This window comes from Vibrio sp. RW, assembly GCF_027587105.1.
In the GTDB taxonomy this organism is placed as follows: domain Bacteria; phylum Pseudomonadota; class Gammaproteobacteria; order Enterobacterales; family Vibrionaceae; genus Vibrio; species Vibrio toranzoniae.
Genome location: NZ_JAPPTM010000017.1, coordinates 60,919 through 81,338, shown reverse-complemented (window position 1 = coordinate 81,338; position 20,420 = coordinate 60,919). Strand labels below are relative to the sequence as shown.

Genomic DNA, 20,420 nt, shown 5'->3' with positions numbered 1-20,420 from the left:
TACTGATAGATCTTTTAATTAAAGGTGCTTTTTCTACGGATTTATCTATAGATAAAGCAGGGTGTTGCATTGACTCAAACTAGAGTCTTATTTGTTTTTGTTGTCGACCAATACTGCCAGAAGAATAACCACTGCTTTTGCAATCATCTGGTAGTAAGAAGATACGTCTAATAGGTTTAGGGCGTTGTTTAGGAAGCCGATAATCAATGCACCAATTAATGTGCCCATGATGCGGCCACGACCGCCAGCTAAGCTTGTGCCACCTAGAACCACGGCTGCGATGGCGTCTAGCTCATACCCCATACCTGCGGTTGGTTGAGCGGATGACAAACGCGATGCCACGATGATGCCTGCCACTGCTGCTAACAGACCACAGATTGCGTAAACACCGATTTTTACTTTGTCTACGTCGATGCCTGATAGGCGAGTTGCTGATTCGTTGCCACCAAGAGCGTAAACGTAGCGACCAAAGCGAGTGTGGTTAAGTAGGTACCAAACCGCTGCGAATACCACGACCATGATCCATACTGGAACTGGGATGCCCATTGCGTAGCCTGTACCGAACCAAGCGAATGCATCTGCTGTGTCAGTGAAGCCCGTTGAAATAGGACGACCATCGGTGTAAACCATGGTTACGCCGCGCAATAGAGTCATGGTGACTAGTGTTGCGATGAAGGCCTGAACTTTGCCTTTAGCGATAATCACACCACTGATAGCACCTAATGCAGCACCTGCGACTAGAGCGGTTGGCACTGCGATCATCACTGGGATTTCCATACCAATCATGCTGGCTGCGAACGCACCACAAAGTGCCAGTACAGAACCAACACTCAAGTCGATACCTGCGGTTAAGATAACCAGCGTCATACCCACTGCGATAATGGCGTTGATAGAGGTTTGGCGCAGAATGTTTAGGATGTTGTCGACAGTAAAGAAATTCGGATTTAAAAAAGAAACGACAACAATCAGGAAGATCAAAGCAATTAATGACTTTTGATCAATCAGCCACTCTTTACTGATTAACGGTTTCTTCTTTGGCGCTTCAGTTTCAGTTGTTTTGCTTATGGTTTTAGTACTCATGCTGCATCCTCGTTGAGCTTTTTACCGACCGCACACGCCAGTAATAATTCTTGGTTTGCTTCTTTAGCATCAAATTCACCGCTTACACGGCCTTCATGCATCACCATGATGCGGTCACTCATTCCTAACACTTCTGGCATTTCAGATGAGACCAAAATAATGCTCATGCCATCGGCTTTAAATTTATTAATGAGTTGGTAAATCTCTTTTTTAGCACCGACATCGACACCACGCGTTGGCTCGTCGAGAATCAGTACTTTTGGCTTGGTCATCAAGCCTTTAGCGATAGCCACTTTCTGTTGGTTACCACCAGAAAGGTTACCAATAATTTGCTCGCGAGTAGGCGTTTTGATGTTGAATAGCTTGATGAAATCATCAACCGCCATCACTTCGTCTTGGTGTTGAATTTGACCACTCTTGGTCAGTAGATCCAGTGAACATAGAGACATGTTCTCTTTCACTGAAAGTCCAAGCACTAAGCCATCGCCTTTACGGTCTTCAGAGATGTAAGCAATACCATTAGTAAGACCATCTTTTGGACTCACGGGATTAATGGTTTTGTTTTCCAGGTTAATAACGCCGCGCTCACTTGGAAGGGCACCGTAAAGCACTTTCATTAGCTCTGTTCGACCTGCGCCCATCAGCCCAGATACACCAAGGATTTCACCACGCTTTAGAGTAAAGCTCACATCGTGAACACCAGACCCCGTTAAGCCAATCACTTCAAGGCAGGTTTCACCGTGGCTCTGTCCGATTCGCGGATATTGCTCATCTAACTTACGGCCAACCATCATCTCGATCAGGCCATCTTCGTCGGTATCTTTTACTTCACATTGACCAATAAATTTACCGTCACGAAGTACCGTGATGTCGTCACAAATCTCGAAGATCTCTTTCAAACGGTGAGAAATGTAAACAATGCCACAGCCTTCATTACGCAGTTCGTTAATCACCTTAAATAGAGATTCCGTTTCGGTGTCGGTTAGCGCATCGGTCGGTTCATCCATGATGATGACCTTAGATTCAAACGATAGGGCTTTCGCGATCTCTACCATTTGCTGCTCACCAAGACTCAGCTGGCCTAAAGGTGTTTTCGAGCTGTGTTTTACGTTAAGTCGTTTAAGTAACTTGTCCGCTGCTTGGTACATCTCGTTCCACAAGATGCGACCCATGGTGCCGGTGATTTCACGACCCAAGAAGATGTTCTCGGCGATGGTTAACTCAGGGATTAGGTTCAATTCTTGGTGAATGATACTAATGCCGGCTTGCTGTGAATCACGCGGCCCTTTAAATGCGGCAGGTTTTCCTTGGTAGGCGATAGTACCGCCGTCCAAGTGATAGATACCTGTCAGCACTTTCATTAGGGTTGATTTACCCGCACCGTTTTCACCCATTAACGCCATTACGCGTCCTGGGTAAACGTTGAGGCTTGCCTTATCGAGTGCTTTCACACCAGGGAAGGCCTTCTCAATTGAGCTAAGTTCTAAAATGGCTTGAGTCATGTCGGTTCCTTTACTCGGGGCCAGTTGTATTTGGTTGTTCTGTATATGTATTGTATCTGTTTCTGCAATGACGCTGGACTGTCGTTGCGTTTCGCTTGAGCTAAAACGTTACACCAGCTTGGAAAATCACATTCGCGTAAGGTGTACATTCACCTGTGCGAACTACTGCGCGGCTTTCATGCGTACGCTGCTTAAACTCTTCATGAGTGATGTAAGTAATCGAAAGCGGTTTACCACAACGTGCTTCTTCCGTTTTGATTTGATCAATCAGCGCTGCGTGATGTTCTGGGCTGACTTTCGCAAACTCTTCTGCAATCACAACGCCTTCAATTTGAGACTCATCAAGCATGGTCTTCACTGTTTGAGCAAAGCTCGGCACACCGTGAGTCAAAGCAAGATCAATTCGAGTTACATGATCCGGAATCGGCAAGCCTGCGTCACAAATCGTGATTTCATCTGTGTGGCCAAGAGTCGCCACTAAGTAAGAGAGTTCAGAATTAATTAGAGTACTTTTTTTCATATCACGACCTATCGAAAAATAACGTTTAATGGGTTGAGAACAACTCAAGAAAAAGCCATCGAAACGTTTCGATATTGATAATAATGTGTGATTTATCATTTGCACGTCTGATTGTTTTAGAGTGTGATAGCGATCATCGAAACGTTTCGATGGGGCGTTTTTTGGTGATCGTAATCACGAATTATTTGCAGAGTGAATGTGTTGATTTACTTATTTTACGCTTCTCGGATATGGGCTGTTACAGAGACAATAGCGTGATCGGTACTGAACTGGTCGTGTGCAAAGCTGGGATTGATGAGGTGATGGTCGAGCACTGTGTAGCTAGAGATCTCCATCAAGCTTGATGAGTTCTGACAATCGAACTCATTGGACATCAAAATGTAGTCCAGTACAGATCCAGAAGCACCGTAGTAGTGGGTTGGTTTGCGTTGTTCAAGTAAGTCTTCTTCATGCAATTGATGATAAAGATCCCAGCTGTCTTTTAAGCGGAAGTGGGACAGCCAATGCTTGCTGTTTTCGTCTCGGTTGATTGAGTAACTCAGCAGCCCTTTAAACTCATCATTAAACAGAGGCTTGTTAAAGTCGCCCATCAACACAACAGGTTGATCCGTTTGGTAGCGTTGATTGGTGATGTACTGGTGCAGCATTTGAGCTTCTAGGCCACGTTGAACACTTGATAGCCAAGAGCCTAGTTGTTCCTGATGAAGCTTAACCAAGGTGTCGCTTTGCGGCTTTTTACCTGGTTGATTGTTGTCTACAGATTCAGTTTTAGGTTCTGTCGGGCGCTGTGATTTGAAGTGCACAACGTAACAGTCGGTTGAACCTAAATGAGGTAATGTAATCGTGGCATGAACAGGCGTTCGGTTGAAGGAAAAATTGTCACTAAGATTGAAGGCTGAAAGGAACTCTGAATCTGGTTTAACTGGCTGTACTTTTTCAATTGGGTAGCGGGATGCGATACCCACGACCGGTGAGGTATACAGGTAATCATCTTCAATGTGCGCGTTATCGACAACCGCAAAGTAGGGATAACCCAGATCATTCATTAACTGCTCTAAAGACTGCGGACTAAATATCTCTTGAAAGCCAATCACATCACAATCAGATGAGCGAATCGCTTCAGCTATCCAGCCTTGTTTCTTTTGCCATTCCTTGAAGCTGTAGATGTTCTCAAAATCATAATAAGCATTCGGTGGTTCGAGGTAGTTTAAAAGATTGAACGTTGAGAATGTTATTTGGTTTGGTCTATTCAAAGTGTTATTCCATTTAGAGCAAGTTAACAAGGATACTTCACTCACGTGATTATGTTGATCATTTAGCAGCGGCATCTTCATTTGTGGAGTAAACAAGGCTCGTTGAGGTTTATGTCGCTTTCGATAGAGAAATTTTAATGGCTCTTATCTTAGTCTATCCCATCTAATTGCTTTGAATAGACCCGAGTAATTTATAAATAAACGGTAAGAGATAGAGTGCCGATGGTTTTATTAGTTATTACATGATGTTAGATTTGAACCTATACTTGCTTTAACGGTGTGCATTTAAAGCCAGTTAATCAAGTTGGATATAGAATTTATAACATTTGAAGGGAGAGTCAAATGGGAACAGATTTCCGAAGCAAAGCCTCGCAGCGCACTCAGTTTTTCAGGTCTAGTTTGAAGTCATGTGCAGTCATGCTGCCGCTAATTGCTCTATATCCCTCCGTTACACACGCCTCTGATACCGAATCAACGCCTGCTGTCACCGTTATTGAAACCACGCAACTGGTCGGTTTTGGTGAAGCAAAATATCCTGTCGATTTCACTCATTTCGATTACGTGAATCCTGATGCGCCAAAACTAGGTAAAGTAACCTATGGCACCATTGGCACCTACGATAGCTTTAATCGATTCGGCTCTCGCGGCGTTGCGGCAAGTTACACCGGAGAGATTTACGATACCTTGATGTTTTCTCCGAGCGACGAGATTGATGCGTATTATCCATTGATCGCCTCAAAGGTTCGCTACGCCAGTGATTTCACTTGGATGGAAATCGATATCAATCCAAAAGCTAAGTTTAATGATGGAGAGCCTATTACGGCTCATGATGTAGCATTCACCTTTAATAAGTTTTCAACCGAGGGTGTGCCTCAATACCGAGTGTATTACAAAGAAATTGAATCAGTAACGGCTGTTTCTGATTCGGTTGTTCGTATTGAGATGAACAAGCCCAACCGCGAGAAGTTGTTTAGCTTTGCCCAAAGTACTCGCGTATTACCAAAACATTTCTGGAAAGACAGAAAGCTGTCTGAACCTCTAAGTGAACCGCCTGTAGGCAGCGGCCCTTATAAGATCATCAGCTATAAATCGGGTCAAAGCGTGACTTACGGTTTAGATGAAAATTACTGGGCCGCCGACCTGCCTGTTAATGTTGGCCGCAATAACTTCAAGGAAGTGCAATACGATTACTACCGTGACGACACCGTAATGCTAGAAGCCTTCAAAGCAGGGGAATTCGATCTTCGAACGGAAAACTCGGCTAAGTTCTGGGCCAACTCTTACACAGGCGCCAACTTCGACAAAGGCTACATCATCAAAGAAGAGATCAAACATGAGAAGCCAGAAACGACTCAAGGTTTTGTCTTTAACATTCAATCTTCTGTGTTCTCTGATCCTAAAGTTCGTGAAGCGTTAACCTACGCGATGGACTTTGAGTGGATGAACAAGAACATGTTTTATGGCCAATACAAACGTACTCGTAGTTACTTCCAAAACACAGACTATGAAGCGAAAGGCTTACCAAGCGAAGACGAAGTTGAATTACTGTCGCAGTATAAAGATCAAATCCCACCACGAGTGTTTACTGAAGAATTCCAGCCGCCAGTAACCGATGGCAGCGGGCGTATCCGTAGCCAAATGCGTACCGCTTTCAAACTATTGAAAGAGGCGGGTTGGGTACTGAAAGACAAAGTAATGACCAACGCAAAGAGCGGCAAGCCAATGTCATTTGAGTTATTGATTTACAGTCCTACCACGGAGCGTATCGCTACACCTGTTCAGAAGAACTTACAGCGAATGGGTATCGAGATGAAGATCCGTACCATCGATACCACTCAGTACATCAAGCGTCTTCGTGATCGAGATTTCGACATGGTGTCTTCGTCGTTTTCTGCAAATCCTTACCCTAGTCCAAACTTAATGATCGTATGGAACTCTAACTACATTGATTCTACTTACAATACCGCCGGTGTAATGGATCCGGTGGTTGACGCGTTAACAGAACAAATCGCGAGTAATCAACAGAATCCAGAAAAATTGCTTACGTTAGGTCGTTCACTAGATCGTGTATTGCAGTGGAATTTCTACAATATCCCGCAATGGCACGTTGGTGAATACCGCGTAGCAATGTGGGACAAGTTTGAGCGTCCTGATGTCTTACCTAAATACGATTTAGGCATTGATACATGGTGGATTTCAGAAGAGAAGGCGGCTTTGCTTCCTGAAAAGCGTCGCTAGGAGTGAGTTAGCATGGCCGCGTATATATTTCGACGTTTACTGTTGGTGATCCCCACGCTGTGGGCGATCATCACCATCAACTTTTTCATCATCCAGATCGCCCCTGGTGGCCCGGTAGAGCAAGCCGTTGCCCAATTAGAAGGGCACAACTCTGGCATCATGGAGCGTTTTTCTGGTGGTGGACAAGAGGTTGATTTAAGCGAAAGTGACCAAGCGTCAGTCAGTGGCTATAAAGGCTCGCGCGGGCTTGATCCTGAAGTGGTTGAAGAGATCAAAAAACAGTTTGGTTTTGATAAGCCGATTCACGTTCGTTACTTCGATATGTTGAAAAATTACGCGACCTTTAATTTTGGTGAAAGCCTGTTTAAGGGTGGTAACGTGATTGATTTAATCATCGAGCGTTTACCTGTCTCCATTTCCTTGGGGTTGTGGAGTACGTTAATCATCTATGTGATTTCGATACCTCTAGGCATTATGAAGGCGATACATCACGGTTCTCGCTTTGATATTTGGTCGAGCGCAGTGGTAATTGTTGGCTATGCCGTTCCGGGCTTCTTGTTTGCGATCATCCTGATTATTTTGTTCGCGAGTGGTAACTACTTCAGTTGGTTCCCATTGCGTGGACTCGTGTCGAGTAACTTCGACCAGCTCAACTGGTATCAGCAAATAGGAGACTATTTCTGGCATCTAGCATTGCCGATTTTTGCGATGGTTATCGGTGGCTTTGCCACGCTCAGCATGCTGACCAAAAACTCCTTCCTTGATGAAATCAATAAGCAATATGTGGTGACCGCACGAGCGAAAGGTTTGGACGAGAGCAGTATTCTCTACAAGCACGTTTTCCGTAACGCGATGTTGATTATTATTGCTGGTTTCCCAAGCGCGTTTATTAGTATTTTCTTCACGGGTTCTATGTTGATTGAAGTGATGTTTTCACTCGAAGGCATCGGTCTGCTAGGCTTTGAGTCGACCATTCAGCGAGATTACCCAGTGGTGTTCAGCTCTCTCTATATCATGACCTTGCTTGGCTTGGTGCTGAGCATTATCTCCGACCTGACGTATACCTGGGTTGATCCTCGAATTGATTTTGAAGCGCGTTAATGGCGAATGAATAACAAGGTATTGATGATAAATGTTTAACAACCCTTTAGCTGAAGCTCGTTGGTTACGTTTTAAAGCAAACAAGCGTGGTTTTATCTCCCTTTGGATATTTACCATCTTGTTTGGATTGAGCCTGTTCGCTGAAATCATAGCCAACGATAAACCACTCTTGGTTTCTTATGATAATCAGTGGTTTGTGCCTGTTATCAATGAGTACGCCGAGACGGAATTTGGTGGCGAGTTTGAAACTGAAGCCGATTATAAAGACCCATATGTTATTGAACTTATCGAAGACAGCGGATACATCGTGTGGCCAATCATCCCGTTCAGTTACGACACGATAAACTTCGATATTTCAGGTGCGGTGCCATCGGAACCCGATTCAGTCAACTGGCTAGGAACCGATGATAAAGGGCGTGATGTATTAGCTCGCATCATTTATGGATTCCGTATCTCTGTTCTGTTTGGTTTTATTCTGACGATTGTATCGAGCGTGGTCGGCGTCGTCGTCGGGGCGACTCAAGGTTACTACGGTGGTTGGGTCGACTTGTTTGGGCAACGATTTATTGAAGTCTGGTCTGGAATGCCGACTCTGTTCTTGTTGATTATTTTGTCTAGCTTTATTGAGCCGAATTTCTGGTGGTTGCTCGGGATTATGGTGCTGTTCAGTTGGATGAGTTTAGTTGGCATCGTGCGAGCTGAATTCTTACGCTGTCGAAACTTTGATTACGTAAGAGCCGCGCAGGCTATGGGCGTTGACGATAAACGCATTATGCTTCGTCATATGCTGCCCAACGCGATGGTCGCATCACTAACCATGATGCCATTTATCCTTTCTGGCTCGGTGACCACATTAACCTCATTAGACTTCTTGGGCTTTGGCCTTCCTGCGGGTTCGCCTTCATTAGGTGAGCTATTGGCGCAAGGTAAAGCTAACTTGCAAGCGCCTTGGCTTGGCATTTCTGCTTTCGTCGTGCTTTCACTGATGTTGACGTTACTTGTCTTCGTTGGTGAAGCGGTACGTGATGCTTTCGATCCACATCAACAGAAGTAAGGATCAGTTATGACTTCAAATACAGCTCCTGCTTCTCCAGTTCTAACTATCGACAAATTGTCTGTCGGTTTCGGGCGAAAAGATTCGATAGAACAAGTGACACAAGATGTCTCTTTAGAAATATACAAAGGTGAAACGCTCGCTCTGGTGGGTGAGAGTGGTTCCGGTAAATCGGTTACGGCTAACTCAGTATTGAAACTTCTACCTAAAGGTTCATCTCATTACTTAAACGGTAAGATCAATTTCTCTGGCACTGATATTCTGAGTTGTTCTGAAAGGCAGTTGCGTGGGATTCGAGGTGGCCGCATTGGAATGATCTTCCAAGAGCCTATGGTTTCGCTTAATCCGCTTCATCGAGTCGGTAAACAGTTGGTTGAAACGCTCGCTATTCACCGCGGTATGCGAACCAATAAAGCGCAAGCCTTGGCGATAGAGTGGCTTTCTAAGGTGGGTATTCGCTACCCAGAGCAAAAAATTTCAGCGTATCCACATGAGTTGTCCGGTGGTGAGCGTCAACGTGTGATGATAGCGATGGCACTGATCAATGAGCCAGAGTTGCTTATTGCGGATGAACCCACAACCGCATTGGATGTGTCGGTACAAGCGCAGATCCTCGACCTGTTAAAAGATCTGCAACAAGAGTTGGGTATGGCGATGCTCTTTATCACCCATGACTTGAGTATCGTTCGTAAAATTGCCGACAGAGTCGCGGTAATGAAAGACGGTCGCCTTGTTGAAAGTAACGATTGCAAAACGCTGTTTAACGCGCCTGCTCACCCTTACACTCAAAAGCTCATCAACTCCGATCCAAAAGGTTTGCCTGTCCCCGTATCACCAGAAAGTAAACCTCTGCTTGATGTGAACCAACTGCGCGTTTGGTTCCCGATTACGGGCGGTTTGTTCAAACGCACGATTTCACATGTTAAAGCGGTCACTGACATGGAGTTTACTCTGAAAAAAGGGCACTCAATCGGCCTTGTGGGCGAAAGTGGTTCGGGCAAATCGACAACCGGTATGGCTATATTGAAGTTGGTGGAGAGTGAAGGCTCGATTACTTATTCGAGCGAACAGCTTCAAGGCTTAAACCGACAACAGATGTGGCCGTTTCGAAGCCGCATGCAAGTAGTTTTTCAAGACCCATTCTCGGCATTGAACCCAAGAATGTCGGTCGCTCAAGTGATTGGTGAAGGTTTACTTGTGCATCAAGACCTAGACGAGAACGAACTAGACCAACGCATCTGTGACGTAATGAAAGAGGTCGACCTCAACCCTGAAACTCGTCACCGCTACCCCAACGAATTTTCTGGCGGACAAAGGCAGCGTATCGCTATTGCACGCGCACTGATTTTAAAGCCAGAGTTTATCTTGTTAGACGAACCAACATCGTCACTCGACAGGACCGTCCAAGCGCAAGTGTTGGATCTACTGAAGTCACTGCAAGAAAAGTATGACCTGACGTACCTGTTCATTAGCCATGATTTGAATGTCGTGAAATCCCTCTGTCATTACACCATCGTGATGAAAGCGGGTGAGGTGATAGAGAAGGGTGACACTGAGACTTTGTTTGGTAATCCGCAGCATGAATACACCAAGCAACTGGTTAGCCTATCGAATGTTGGTGGGGTTTTATAACGCAGAGAGTTTATTTAAAACAAATGGACTCTGGTTGAATTCAACATGGTCATTTACTTGTTTTACTATTACACTGCGCCCAATATTTCAGAAGTACATATTTAGGTAGAGGTCACCATGGACCAAGAACATTACGAAGACGCTGATTACGAAGGTTACGAGCACGGTGAAGAAGGCGAAGAGATTGAAATCGAAGCCATTGGTATCGATGTTTCTTCTCAGCCAATCGAGCTCTACAAAGCGTTTAAGATTGCTAACCTAGTAAGCGGTGGCGGTGAGGCTAAACACATCATTTCTGAAGGCTACGTAGCGGTAAATGGTGAGCTAGAAACGCGTAAGCGCCGCAAGATGTACGATGGTGACTTTTTCGAATTCAACCAAGAATATTATGTAGTGGTGTGTGATCAGCCAGTACAAGAAGAATCAGAAAAGCCGAAAAAGAAAGAAGCGTCTAAACAAAATAACAAGGCGAAGAAAGGCCAGTCTAAAAAGGGTTCAAGCAAGAAAGAATCACAGCGCAGCACTGCAGATATACTAAGCGCTAAAGCTGAACCTAAGAAAGAGAAAAAAGAGAAGAAAGAAAACAAATCGAAAAAGAAAGCGGACACGCCAAAGCCCCAACGTGACGATAAAAGCGGCCGTAATTCGATTGAATTCTTTTAAACTATAGTTCTAAAGTACAGCTCTAAATTGCTGCTCTAAAAGCTATGCTTTTGAAATTTAAGCAACGTTCAACCTCGGTTTGTGTTGAATAGGTATCGAGAGGCTCACTATTTAGTGAGCCTTTTTTGATCCGCTAGACTTAACCTATGATCTGGGTTTAAGGCTTGCTTGAAAAAGCTATATGTATGCCTAGCACCAACGAGTCGTTGAACTGTGTGAAAGTTTCTAATTCTGACCAACCATGTATTTAATGAGTTACGCTTTGTCGTCTCCATAGCTGAGGTATTGGATACACAGATCATGAAAAGCCTGAGCTTGTGGCGAAATCGTACGGTCGGCTAATCTAAAAATACCGATTTGACGCTGTAACGGCGGGTCAATCAACGGAATCCACACCAAGCGGGTTTCATTGGTTGGGAAGGCTAGCTTAGGCAGCGTGGTCACGCCTATCCCGAGTTCTAATACAGAAAACAGGGAAGTAATGTTCTCTACTGAATACAAAGCTTGTTCACTGAGCATGCGCGCCGGGGTTGGGTCAAGTAGGGTGCACGTCCCGTTGCGAATGAACGGCTGTTTTAACAAAGCTTGCCATTCTATTCCCTCGGACTGAGAGGCGATAGGGTTGTCTCTGAGGCAGACCACACCAATAGGATCAGAGAGCAATGGCGTGAAATCGATGCTCTCTTCTTCTAAATGGGAGCTATTTCCGAGGGCAACATCCACTTCTCCAGAGAGTAATCTTGCCTCCACACCAGCCGCATTATCATCAATCAAACTCACTTCTACATTCGGGTACTGCTCACAAAATGCTCCTAAAACACTAGGGATTAATTTTGCGGCGACCGATGGCACGCTTGCTATTCGCACTCTTCCTTGTTGTCCTGCCGCGGCTGCACGTAAGTCATTGTCTAACGCATTGTAAACATTAAGAAACTGAATGATTTTTGGCAGGCATATTTCCCCGAAAGGAGTCAGTGTGGATTTGTTGCCGGTTTCAAACAGTGGTTGGCCGAGTATTTTTTCTAGCTCTTTTATTGAGGTAGAAAGTGCCGCTTGCGATCGATTTGCACGGTGAGACGCTGCTCGAAATCCGCCTTCTTCGACCACTAAAACAAAATGTTTTAACTGTTGTAGCTTAATGCTCATGGCACTGATCCTTCTCTAGCCCTTGTTATACCTTGCTTCTTGTATAGTGATAGGTTTTATTTATCAAATGCACAAAATTTACCGTTAGATTTATCATTCGTCAAGGTGCAGTATTTAACTATCTTGAAACATAGTTGTTACAAAGTTGGATGGAATCGTGAACGCACAAACTAAAAAACACCCAGTAAAAACCGCTCTTTTTGCTTCAAAAGCACCACTAGAGTGGGCGATCGTAAATAACGGTACTCTATACACCGCGCAGATTCCTATTGATGAAACGGGCGCAGTCGTAGAGGGCGGTATCGAAGCGCAAACTCGTCAGACTTTTAACAACCTTGTTCATACGTTGGAGTGTGCAGGCGAATCTATGGATTCCGTGCTGCAAGTTCTAATTTACGTGACAGACCGTGAATACCTAAAAACGGTAAACAGCGTATACGGAGAATACTTCAATGCACCTTATCCAAACCGTGCGGCGGTCGTCGTTGCAGGGTTAGCAAGAGAAGAGATGCTGGTTGAGTTCGTGGTTTACGCATCAGCCTCTCAACCTGAATAATTCGACTGTGAACTAAGGCTATTTGCGGATTAAAGCTATTTGTTTGTAAAGAAATTAGTCTGTAAAGATCTTTATTGATACAAGCGACTTGGTTCAGTTTTAGATACAAGATTTAAACGTTATTCCTTATATAAATTAACGTTTTATTCATTAATCAGATGGTTGCCAGACTCGACCGCAACCTAACCGTTACAAGGACAGAATGATGACTCAATTACAGAATGTTCAAGCAGAAAACGCACTTTACATTGGCGGCGAATGGCAAGCGGGTGTAAGCACCGTTGCGAACATCAACCCATCAGATATTTCTGAAAACATCGGTAACTTTGCACAAGCAAGTGCTGAACAAGTTCAACAAGCGATTTCAGCGGCGAAACACGCCCAACCAGAGTGGGAAAAAACGCCAATTGAACGCAAGCAGGCGGTACTTCAAGCGATTGGTGATGAGCTGATTGCACGTTGTGATGAACTAGGCACGTTGCTTTCTCGTGAAGAAGGTAAGCCTTTTGCTGAAGGTCGTGGTGAGATTTACCGTGCTGGTCAGTTCTTCCAATACTTTGCAGCAGAAGTACTTCGTCAAATTGGCGACAACGCTGAATCAGTACGCCCTGGCGTCTCTGTTGAAGTGACTCGTGAAGCGGTAGGCGTTATCGGCATCATCTCTCCTTGGAACTTCCCGACAGCAACGGCTGCTTGGAAAATTGCTCCAGCACTGGCTTTCGGTAACAGCGTTATCTGGAAACCAGCAAACCTCACACCAGCAAGTGCGGTTGCGCTTACTGAGATCATCCACCGCCAAGGTATACCTGCAGGTACGTTTAACCTTGTACTAGGTAGCGGTTCAACGGTAGGTGATGCACTGATCAACTCTAAAGAAGTGAACGGTGTGAGCTTTACCGGTTCTGTTGATACGGGTCGCAAAGTAGCAGCTGCTACAGCGCCAAACTTCGTTCGTTGCCAACTAGAAATGGGCAGTAAGAACGCACTTGTTATCGCAGACGATGCGGATATCCAAACTGCGGTTGATGCAACGATTGCAGGTTCGTTCTCGGGTGCTGGTCAAAAATGTACAGCGTCTTCTCGCCTTGTGGTTATGGATAGCATCCACGATCAATACGTTGAAGCGCTAATCAAACGCATGAGTGAGCTGAAAGTGGGTCACGCACTAGAAGAGGGCGTGTTCATGGGCCCTGTTGTCGATGGAAACCAACTTGAAGCAAACCTTGGTTGGGTTGAGAAAGCACGTCAAAGCGGCGGTGAGCTAGCATTTGGTGGCGAACGCCTAAGCATGAAACACGAAGGCTTTTACATGTCTCCAACGCTGTTCTTGAACACTAAGAACGATTGGGAAGTGAACCAAGAAGAAGTGTTCGCACCAATGGCAAGCGTGATTCGTGTTGCTGACTTAGAAGAAGCTATCGCGACAACCAACGATACTCGCTTTGGTCTAACGGGCGGTATCATTACCCAAAGCCTACGTACTAGCGCGATGTTCAAGCAACAAGCGCAAACAGGTTGTGTGATGGTCAACCTACCAACAGCAGGCACGGATTACCACGTACCGTTTGGTGGCCGTAAAGAGTCTAGCTTCGGTCCTCGTGAGCAAGGTCAATACGCGAAAGAGTTCTACACAGTGGTGAAGACAGCTTACCAGCGTCCTTACTAATCAGTTTTCTATATAAGAGTTGGCCTGATTTACAGAGTCAGGCCAACATTAAAACTAAAGCAGCAAACGAAATTAGATAAGTGATTTAACCCATTTTTGAAAACATGTTAGTTGAGCGTGTTTTCAAAACCGAGCTAGAACACTGAGCTTTCAATAGGAGTGGTTATGTACCAGCAACGGATTGTTATAGATGGATTGCAATACTGCAATTGGAACAGAGAATATTTCCAAACACTAAAGGCGAGCGGCATTACAGCAGTTCACGCTACCGCGGTTTACCACGAGACAGCTCGTGAAACCTTATCTCGCTTTGCAGAGTGGAACTTAAGATTCGAGCAGAACGCAGACCTCATCATGCCGATTCATTCAATGGCTGATGTTGAGACTGCAAAAGCGACCGGTAAAGTCGGCATTTTCCTAGGTGCTCAAAACTGTTCTCCAATCGACGATGAGATTGGTCTTATCGAAGTGATGCGTCAGCAAGGTCTTTTGATCATGCAACTGACGTACAACAACCAAAGCCTATTGGCGACGGGTTGCTACGAGAAGAACGACACCGGTATTACTCGCTTTGGTAAGCAAGCGATCGAAGAGATGAACCGAGTGGGCATGATCATTGATATGTCTCACAGTGCCGAGCGTTCAACGCTTGAGGCGATTGACCTGTCTTCTCGTCCTATTTGTATCAGCCATGCGAACCCAACGTTTGCTCATGATGCACTACGAAACAAATCAAACGATGTGATTAAAGCCCTAACCGCACGCGGTGGCTTAATCGGATTCAGCTTATACCCATTCCATCTACCAAATGGCAGTCAATGTACGTTGGAAGATTTCTGCCAAATGGTTGCGACTACCGCTGACATGGTTGGCGTAGAACACCTAGGTATTGGTAGTGACCTATGCTTAAACCAACCTCAAGCCGTTCTTGAATGGATGAGAAATGGTCGTTGGTCTAAAGCAATGGACTATGGCGAAGGCTCTGCGAACAACTCAGGTTGGCCAGATGCGCTGCCTTGGTTCTGCGGTAGTGCGGGTATGGAAAACATATATAACGGATTGATGCGTCATGGTTTCAGCGAGTCTGAAGCTGGACAAGTCTTGGGAGAAAACTGGTTTAATTTCTTGAAAGATGGCCTAGAGCCTCAAACCAAGGGTTAACGGTTTTCGCGAGCCATCATCGAATTAGCAGCCTTCTAACAAACGTTCAATGAGCAAGTGCTGCTTAAACCAATTTCACTATTCAAAAGGAACAACGGTCTATTTCGCAACGCGGTAACCCAAACATGGATTAGCCTGCTCAACACAAAAAACAATAGGGCAGGTGTTAAATACACCCTTGTAGTCATCATTCAAATGACAGCTGCAAAGAAACCTCTGGAGTCAGAGTATGTCTGATTTAACCAATAGCGTGAAATCTTCAAGCTTAAATGCGGGTCAAGCACACACAGTAAGTAATGCAAAAAGCAACACAAACGAGTCAGGGTCTACGTCAGACAAATTAGGACTATCCAACCCTGCACTTTGGTACAGCGGCGGTTTTATCGCTCTGTTCGTGGCACTTGCTCTATTTGATGGCGAGCTGTTATCAAGTTTAGTAAATGCGGGCTTTGCATGGTCTGTAAAAGTGTTCGGTCCTTACTGGCAAATGCTTCTTCTTCTGACTTTTCTTATTGGTCTTGGCCTAGCGGCAGGGCGAACAGGCAAGGTTATCCTAGGCGGCATCGCTAAACCTGAAATGGACGGCTTCCGTTGGATGGCGATCATCTTCTGTACGCTACTTGCTGGTGGCGGTGTATTTTGGGCGGCAGCAGAGCCGATTGCACATTACGTTAGCCCACCACCATTGTATGGCACGCAAGAAAATGCACAGCAAGGCGCGGTGAATGCGTTATCGCAATCCTTCATGCACTGGGGTTTCCTAGCATGGGCCATTGTGGGGAGTTTGACCTCGATTGTGGTTATGCACCTCCATTACAATAAAGGCTTGCCGCTTAAGCCTCGCATTCTTCTTTACCCAGTTTTAGGGGAGCGAGCACTGAAAGGCCATACAGGCGCATTGATTGATGCATGTTGTATTGTCGCAGTAGCGGCGGGCACCATTGGTCCTATCGGGTTCTTGGGCTTGCAAGTGAGCTACGCTCTGAACGAATTGTTTGGTATTCCAGACGGTTTCACGACCCAACTGATCATCATTTTGTTTGCTATCGTTCTGTACACATTGTCGGCATTAAGTGGTCTTAACCGCGGAATGCAAATGCTAAGCCGTTACAACGTAATTTTGGCGATGGCATTGATGGTCTACATCCTGATTTTTGGTCCAACAAACTTCATATTCAAGGTGTAGGCAGCATGATTGATAACTTCATCCCAATGGCAACATACCGCGGTGACGAAGGTTGGTTGAGCTGGTGGACCGTGTTCTTCTGGGGTTGGTTCCTAGGTTACGGCCCAATGATGGCAATCTTTATTGCTCGTATTTCACGCGGTCGTAGTATTCGCCAATTGGTATCAACCATTAGTCTTATCGCACCGTTTGTTACTTGCTTTTGGTTCACGATTGTGGGCGGCTCTGGCCTTGCGTTCGAAATGGCAGATCCAGGTAGCGTAAGTAAAGCGTTCGAAGGTTTTAACTTACCCGGCGCGCTACTGGCGGTCACTCAGCAGCTACCGATGCCAATGCTTATCTCTATTTTGTTCTTGATCTTAACCACGATCTTCATCGTAACGACCGGTGACTCAATGACTTACACCATCAGTGTGGTGATCAGTGGCGAGACAGAGCCCAATGCAATTATTCGTACTTTCTGGGGTGTGATGATGGGGGTAACAGCGTTAATTCTGATTTCCCTAGGTTCTGGCGGTATTTCAGCGCTGCAATCCTTCATTGTTATCACTGCGGTACCAGTGTCCTTAATTTTATTACCATCGCTTTGGAATGCGCCTCAGATCGCAATCAAGATGGCGAAAGAGCAAGGTTTATAAAAGAGAAGACGCTGTAAGAAATTGATGAAATAAGAACAAATCAGTTTTTGAAAAAAGGCTGATACGAAACACTGAAAAAAGGGGAAAGCCGTACTGGTGAAGATACATCAGACGGCATTATTTAGGTGAAGAGACCTAGTCAGAACAAATAATAATGGGCGAGTTCGCTTGCTTCAATAACTATCAAAAACGTGGAAGCTAACCAGCATACTGTTAATAACAAGTGCTTTAAATGACGGCAACGTCCAGTTCTGAATGGCTAGCAAGTTCCTTATAACTACAAAGGTGGTGAGCAAAATGGATGCACATCGTTCTACCTACACTGAATCAGCACTACGTGACGCAACCGTCGTCATGGCACCGGAAAGACTGGGTGCTATGCACCAAACACGTATCAGCTTCGTAAGAACTCTGATTCGTAAAATGGCGCAACAGCAATGGAAAGTGACTAAGCATGAGTGGCAATTAGACGCTCAAGGTTTTGGTCACGTTATCTATAAGCTAGCGACGCCAAATCATGTTTATCATTTGGTTGTTTTTTGTGATGAAATTGCAGACGACGAACGAAATGACCGCGTAATTGCTGAAAAGTGGGACGTAACGTTTGCGCTTGTTCTTGGTGATGTTGATGTCACCCTACTTGAAAGACTTCGTACGAATGTACCGCTTCAAGAAGCAGGTCGTAACTCTAACAATGTGCTTGTTTTAGCGCGTGCCAACAAAAGTGTGCGTGTGTTTGAACATATTGTTAGTCACTTGGCTAAAGGTGTTCAACCAACGCCAAAAGAGCTAGCTGAAGTTGGCTACATCCTACGAACGACTGCGGTATATGGTAATGGAAAATTTGGTATTGCTGATTTTAGAATATTGGAAAACAATCCAGATTTTAACCAGTCGTTCAGTGCTCAAATGTGTGCGGTTTATATGCTACGCGAGTTCAGCCTAGATTGGGTTCATTCCCTAGCTGAGCAGCAAGGCGGCGAACAAGCAATTACTTTGCACCGTGGATTACAGCGCTATTTAGGTGTGGGTAATGCAACAGGTTTAGGCATGGCGCCATACCTTATTAACCACCCAAGGATTGTCGATCAATGGATGACAACCCGTGAACAAGCATTGGCTGCAGTATTGGCGAGTCACACTGATACGGCGTTGATCGAGCCACTACGTACCTTAGTTAAAAAAGCGATTTGTCATTTAGAGCAAGTCGTTACCATCAATGAAACGCAGCAAGAGCTGAACAAAGCTGCTGTTGATGATTTGAAAGAAATAGAACAATCGCTAGAAACGTCTGTCAGCCTGTGTGAGACATGGTCGCAGTTTGTCGAGCAATCTAAGCGCATGAGTATGGAAGCCCAAGAAATCCTTATCTCATGCTTGATGGAATTGTACCCAGAATTAGTGGACGCCCATCAAGAGCAAATGAATTGCAGCGAAACATTGTCACTTCCTAGTGGCAAAAAGATTCAAGACCTTCTTGTTGTACTAGAAGAAAAGTACCGTTGGGCGATCACGACCGACTTTACCAAAGCAGAGAACAACTACTGGTTCTGGTATCGCTCTCAAGACAAAGAAGAGCCAAGGCTTGGAGTGCGAGGCGAGGAACTAGGTGAAGAGCGTGAACTGCCGTTGGATATCGGTCGTCAAGCTTACCGTCTATACCATGCTTTATTGCAATTCGCGCCTGAGCTTTCATTGGCTGAATTCCTTGTTAAACAACCGCAGCATCGTGCAATTGCGCGCCGTGTTTGGACGCTAGGTAACAAAGCGATGGGGGACATTCAAATGAATGTGCTTCACCAAGATTCGCCGCCAATGCACTTACTGCGTTGTAAGCTTGCGATGTTTGGTGCGACTAAGTTTGATCCTCGCTCAGATCGCTGGGTACGCGTAACGTTTTTCCAAGGTGCGCCATTGCTTGATGAGATTCATCAGGACGAATGGGTGTTCCCAGTCTTACCAAGTGAAGTTGAACTGTCTGCTTCGCAAAGTGTTTCAACTCACAGCACACCTATTCACAGCGCACCTATTCGCAGTACAAGTACGAAAGGCCAACATGGAGGTAAATCGTTATGATCGTTTCTCACAATGAACTGGTAGCGGCCGTCAATAAAGCCTTTTTGGGTATGCGTCGTGCATGTGGTGAAGCCGATGTGATAGCGAACATGGTGGCAGATTTACAAATGGTGGGTTTGGATGGTGTTCGTCACTTTAACAATGCGAGCAACTTCATTGGGCTAGAAGACGATTGCCCCGTGGACATTCAAGTGCGTAGCGACAACACGGTTGAAGTCGACCTGCACAAAGCGAGTTTGGCGTGTCACCTTCCAGTGGTGATTGATTACGCGATTGAAAAAATGGTCGGCAAGAAGACGCTGAAAATTGAGCTTAATAACTGTCATAACCGTTGGTTAGCGTATAGCGAGCTTGTAAAGCTGGCAGCGAAAGGCATCGCGTGCATGGCACGTTGGGATAACGGCTCTAACCCTAAGAGCACTTTGTATGTGCTTAATCGTGGTTGCGTTGCACCTGAACTGTTTTTATCAGATTTGCCACTGGCATCGGTCGAACATATCCACAATATGACCATCGAACTTTCCGTCCAGGATTTCGATATCGAACGTTTGTCAGATGGCTACCAAACACACATTGAATCGGAAGCGCTTTTTAAAACTCAAGAGAAAGCATGGAACGATGGTATCGAGGTTGATGATGGAGAGTGGGCAACACTGAAAGAGACCGCTACCGCAATCTTAGTTCAGAGCAGCGAACGCTCGACTCAAGGTGCAGGTGAACTGACGGCTTCATAGTTGCTAGATGTGTCAGAACTAACGATTCGATAGATTAACGGCAAATGGACCAGTTAGTTTGTTAATACAGATAAAACCAAAGAGCTTAACGTATCCTCACCTCGTTAAGCTCTTTTTATTTGTCACCCGTACTCATTCCTCCTCCCAATAGGTCACCCTTTCAATCTTCTGTTTTTATGCAAGTTGTTACGTGTTTAAAGCTAATTTGGTGATT

General features: G+C 45.2%; 14 protein-coding genes and 2 pseudogenes. 11 read left to right on the top strand and 5 right to left on the bottom strand.

From position 1 onward, the window contains the following. Positions 1 to 87: 87 nt before the first annotated feature. The 4 genes from rbsC to OCT63_RS15030 form a co-directional block, all read right to left on the bottom strand. Positions 88 to 1,080, bottom strand: coding sequence for a ribose ABC transporter permease (gene rbsC / locus OCT63_RS15045; protein WP_046224736.1), 993 nt, complete (start codon positions 1,078 to 1,080; stop codon positions 88 to 90). Beyond that, positions 1,077 to 2,582: a ribose ABC transporter ATP-binding protein RbsA gene (gene rbsA / locus OCT63_RS15040; RefSeq protein WP_060469697.1), complete on the bottom strand. Its 1,506-nt coding sequence runs from the start codon at positions 2,580 to 2,582 to the stop codon at positions 1,077 to 1,079. The genes rbsC and rbsA overlap by 4 nt, the downstream gene beginning before the upstream one ends. A 100-nt stretch (positions 2,583 to 2,682) precedes the next feature. Continuing rightward, a complete protein-coding gene (gene rbsD, locus OCT63_RS15035; RefSeq protein ID WP_060469696.1) occupies positions 2,683 to 3,102 on the bottom strand; it encodes a D-ribose pyranase in 420 nt (139 codons plus the stop codon). 215 nt (positions 3,103 to 3,317) lie between these two features. Then, positions 3,318 to 4,355 carry an endonuclease/exonuclease/phosphatase family protein gene (locus OCT63_RS15030; protein WP_269983983.1) on the bottom strand — a complete coding sequence of 346 codons (1,038 nt, stop codon included), beginning with the start codon at positions 4,353 to 4,355 and terminating at the stop codon, positions 3,318 to 3,320. A 342-nt stretch (positions 4,356 to 4,697) separates the two neighbouring features. Between OCT63_RS15030 and OCT63_RS15025 the strand changes: the two genes are divergently transcribed. The 5 genes from OCT63_RS15025 to OCT63_RS15005 all read left to right on the top strand — a co-directional run bounded on the left by OCT63_RS15025 (position 4,698) and on the right by OCT63_RS15005 (position 11,043). Continuing rightward, positions 4,698 to 6,593 carry an extracellular solute-binding protein gene (locus OCT63_RS15025; RefSeq protein ID WP_269983982.1) on the top strand — a complete coding sequence of 632 codons (1,896 nt, stop codon included), beginning with the start codon at positions 4,698 to 4,700 and terminating at the stop codon, positions 6,591 to 6,593. A 12-nt stretch (positions 6,594 to 6,605) separates the two neighbouring features. Beyond that, positions 6,606 to 7,694: a microcin C ABC transporter permease YejB gene (locus OCT63_RS15020; protein ID WP_060469694.1), complete on the top strand. Its 1,089-nt coding sequence runs from the start codon at positions 6,606 to 6,608 to the stop codon at positions 7,692 to 7,694. A 31-nt stretch (positions 7,695 to 7,725) separates the two neighbouring features. After that, on the top strand, positions 7,726 to 8,748 hold the full coding sequence (locus OCT63_RS15015; RefSeq protein WP_004730360.1) for an ABC transporter permease: 1,023 nt from the start codon (positions 7,726 to 7,728) through the stop codon (positions 8,746 to 8,748). Between the two features lie 9 nt (positions 8,749 to 8,757). Beyond that, complete coding sequence (gene yejF / locus OCT63_RS15010) at positions 8,758 to 10,380, top strand: microcin C ABC transporter ATP-binding protein YejF (RefSeq protein ID WP_269983981.1); 1,623 nt, start codon at positions 8,758 to 8,760, stop codon at positions 10,378 to 10,380. A 117-nt stretch (positions 10,381 to 10,497) separates the two neighbouring features. Continuing rightward, positions 10,498 to 11,043, top strand: coding sequence for an RNA-binding S4 domain-containing protein (locus tag OCT63_RS15005; RefSeq protein WP_269983980.1), 546 nt, complete (start codon positions 10,498 to 10,500; stop codon positions 11,041 to 11,043). 255 nt (positions 11,044 to 11,298) lie between these two features. On the opposite strand, the gene OCT63_RS15000 is transcribed toward OCT63_RS15005, so the two are convergent. Next, a complete protein-coding gene (locus OCT63_RS15000; protein WP_269983979.1) occupies positions 11,299 to 12,189 on the bottom strand; it encodes a LysR family transcriptional regulator in 891 nt (296 codons plus the stop codon). A gap of 157 nt (positions 12,190 to 12,346) precedes the next feature. Here OCT63_RS15000 and OCT63_RS14995 point away from each other — a divergent pair, with 157 nt between their 5' ends. From OCT63_RS14995 to OCT63_RS14970, 6 genes and pseudogenes are all read left to right on the top strand, one after another. Continuing rightward, a complete protein-coding gene (locus OCT63_RS14995) occupies positions 12,347 to 12,745 on the top strand; it encodes a RidA family protein (RefSeq protein ID WP_004741170.1) in 399 nt (132 codons plus the stop codon). Between the two features lie 205 nt (positions 12,746 to 12,950). Beyond that, a complete protein-coding gene (locus OCT63_RS14990) occupies positions 12,951 to 14,411 on the top strand; it encodes an aldehyde dehydrogenase family protein (RefSeq protein WP_077681554.1) in 1,461 nt (486 codons plus the stop codon). Positions 14,412 to 14,576: 165 nt separating this feature from the next. Then, positions 14,577 to 15,572, top strand: coding sequence for a membrane dipeptidase (locus OCT63_RS14985; protein WP_161674633.1), 996 nt, complete (start codon positions 14,577 to 14,579; stop codon positions 15,570 to 15,572). 229 nt (positions 15,573 to 15,801) lie between these two features. Then, a pseudogene (locus tag OCT63_RS14980) lies at positions 15,802 to 17,396 on the top strand (BCCT family transporter). Positions 17,397 to 17,628: 232 nt separating this feature from the next. Continuing rightward, positions 17,629 to 19,472, top strand: a pseudogene (locus tag OCT63_RS14975) (hypothetical protein). Then, a complete protein-coding gene (locus tag OCT63_RS14970; protein ID WP_269983977.1) occupies positions 19,469 to 20,206 on the top strand; it encodes a DUF3726 domain-containing protein in 738 nt (245 codons plus the stop codon). Before OCT63_RS14975 ends, OCT63_RS14970 begins: the two are co-directional and overlap by 4 nt. Positions 20,207 to 20,420: the final 214 nt, after the last annotated feature.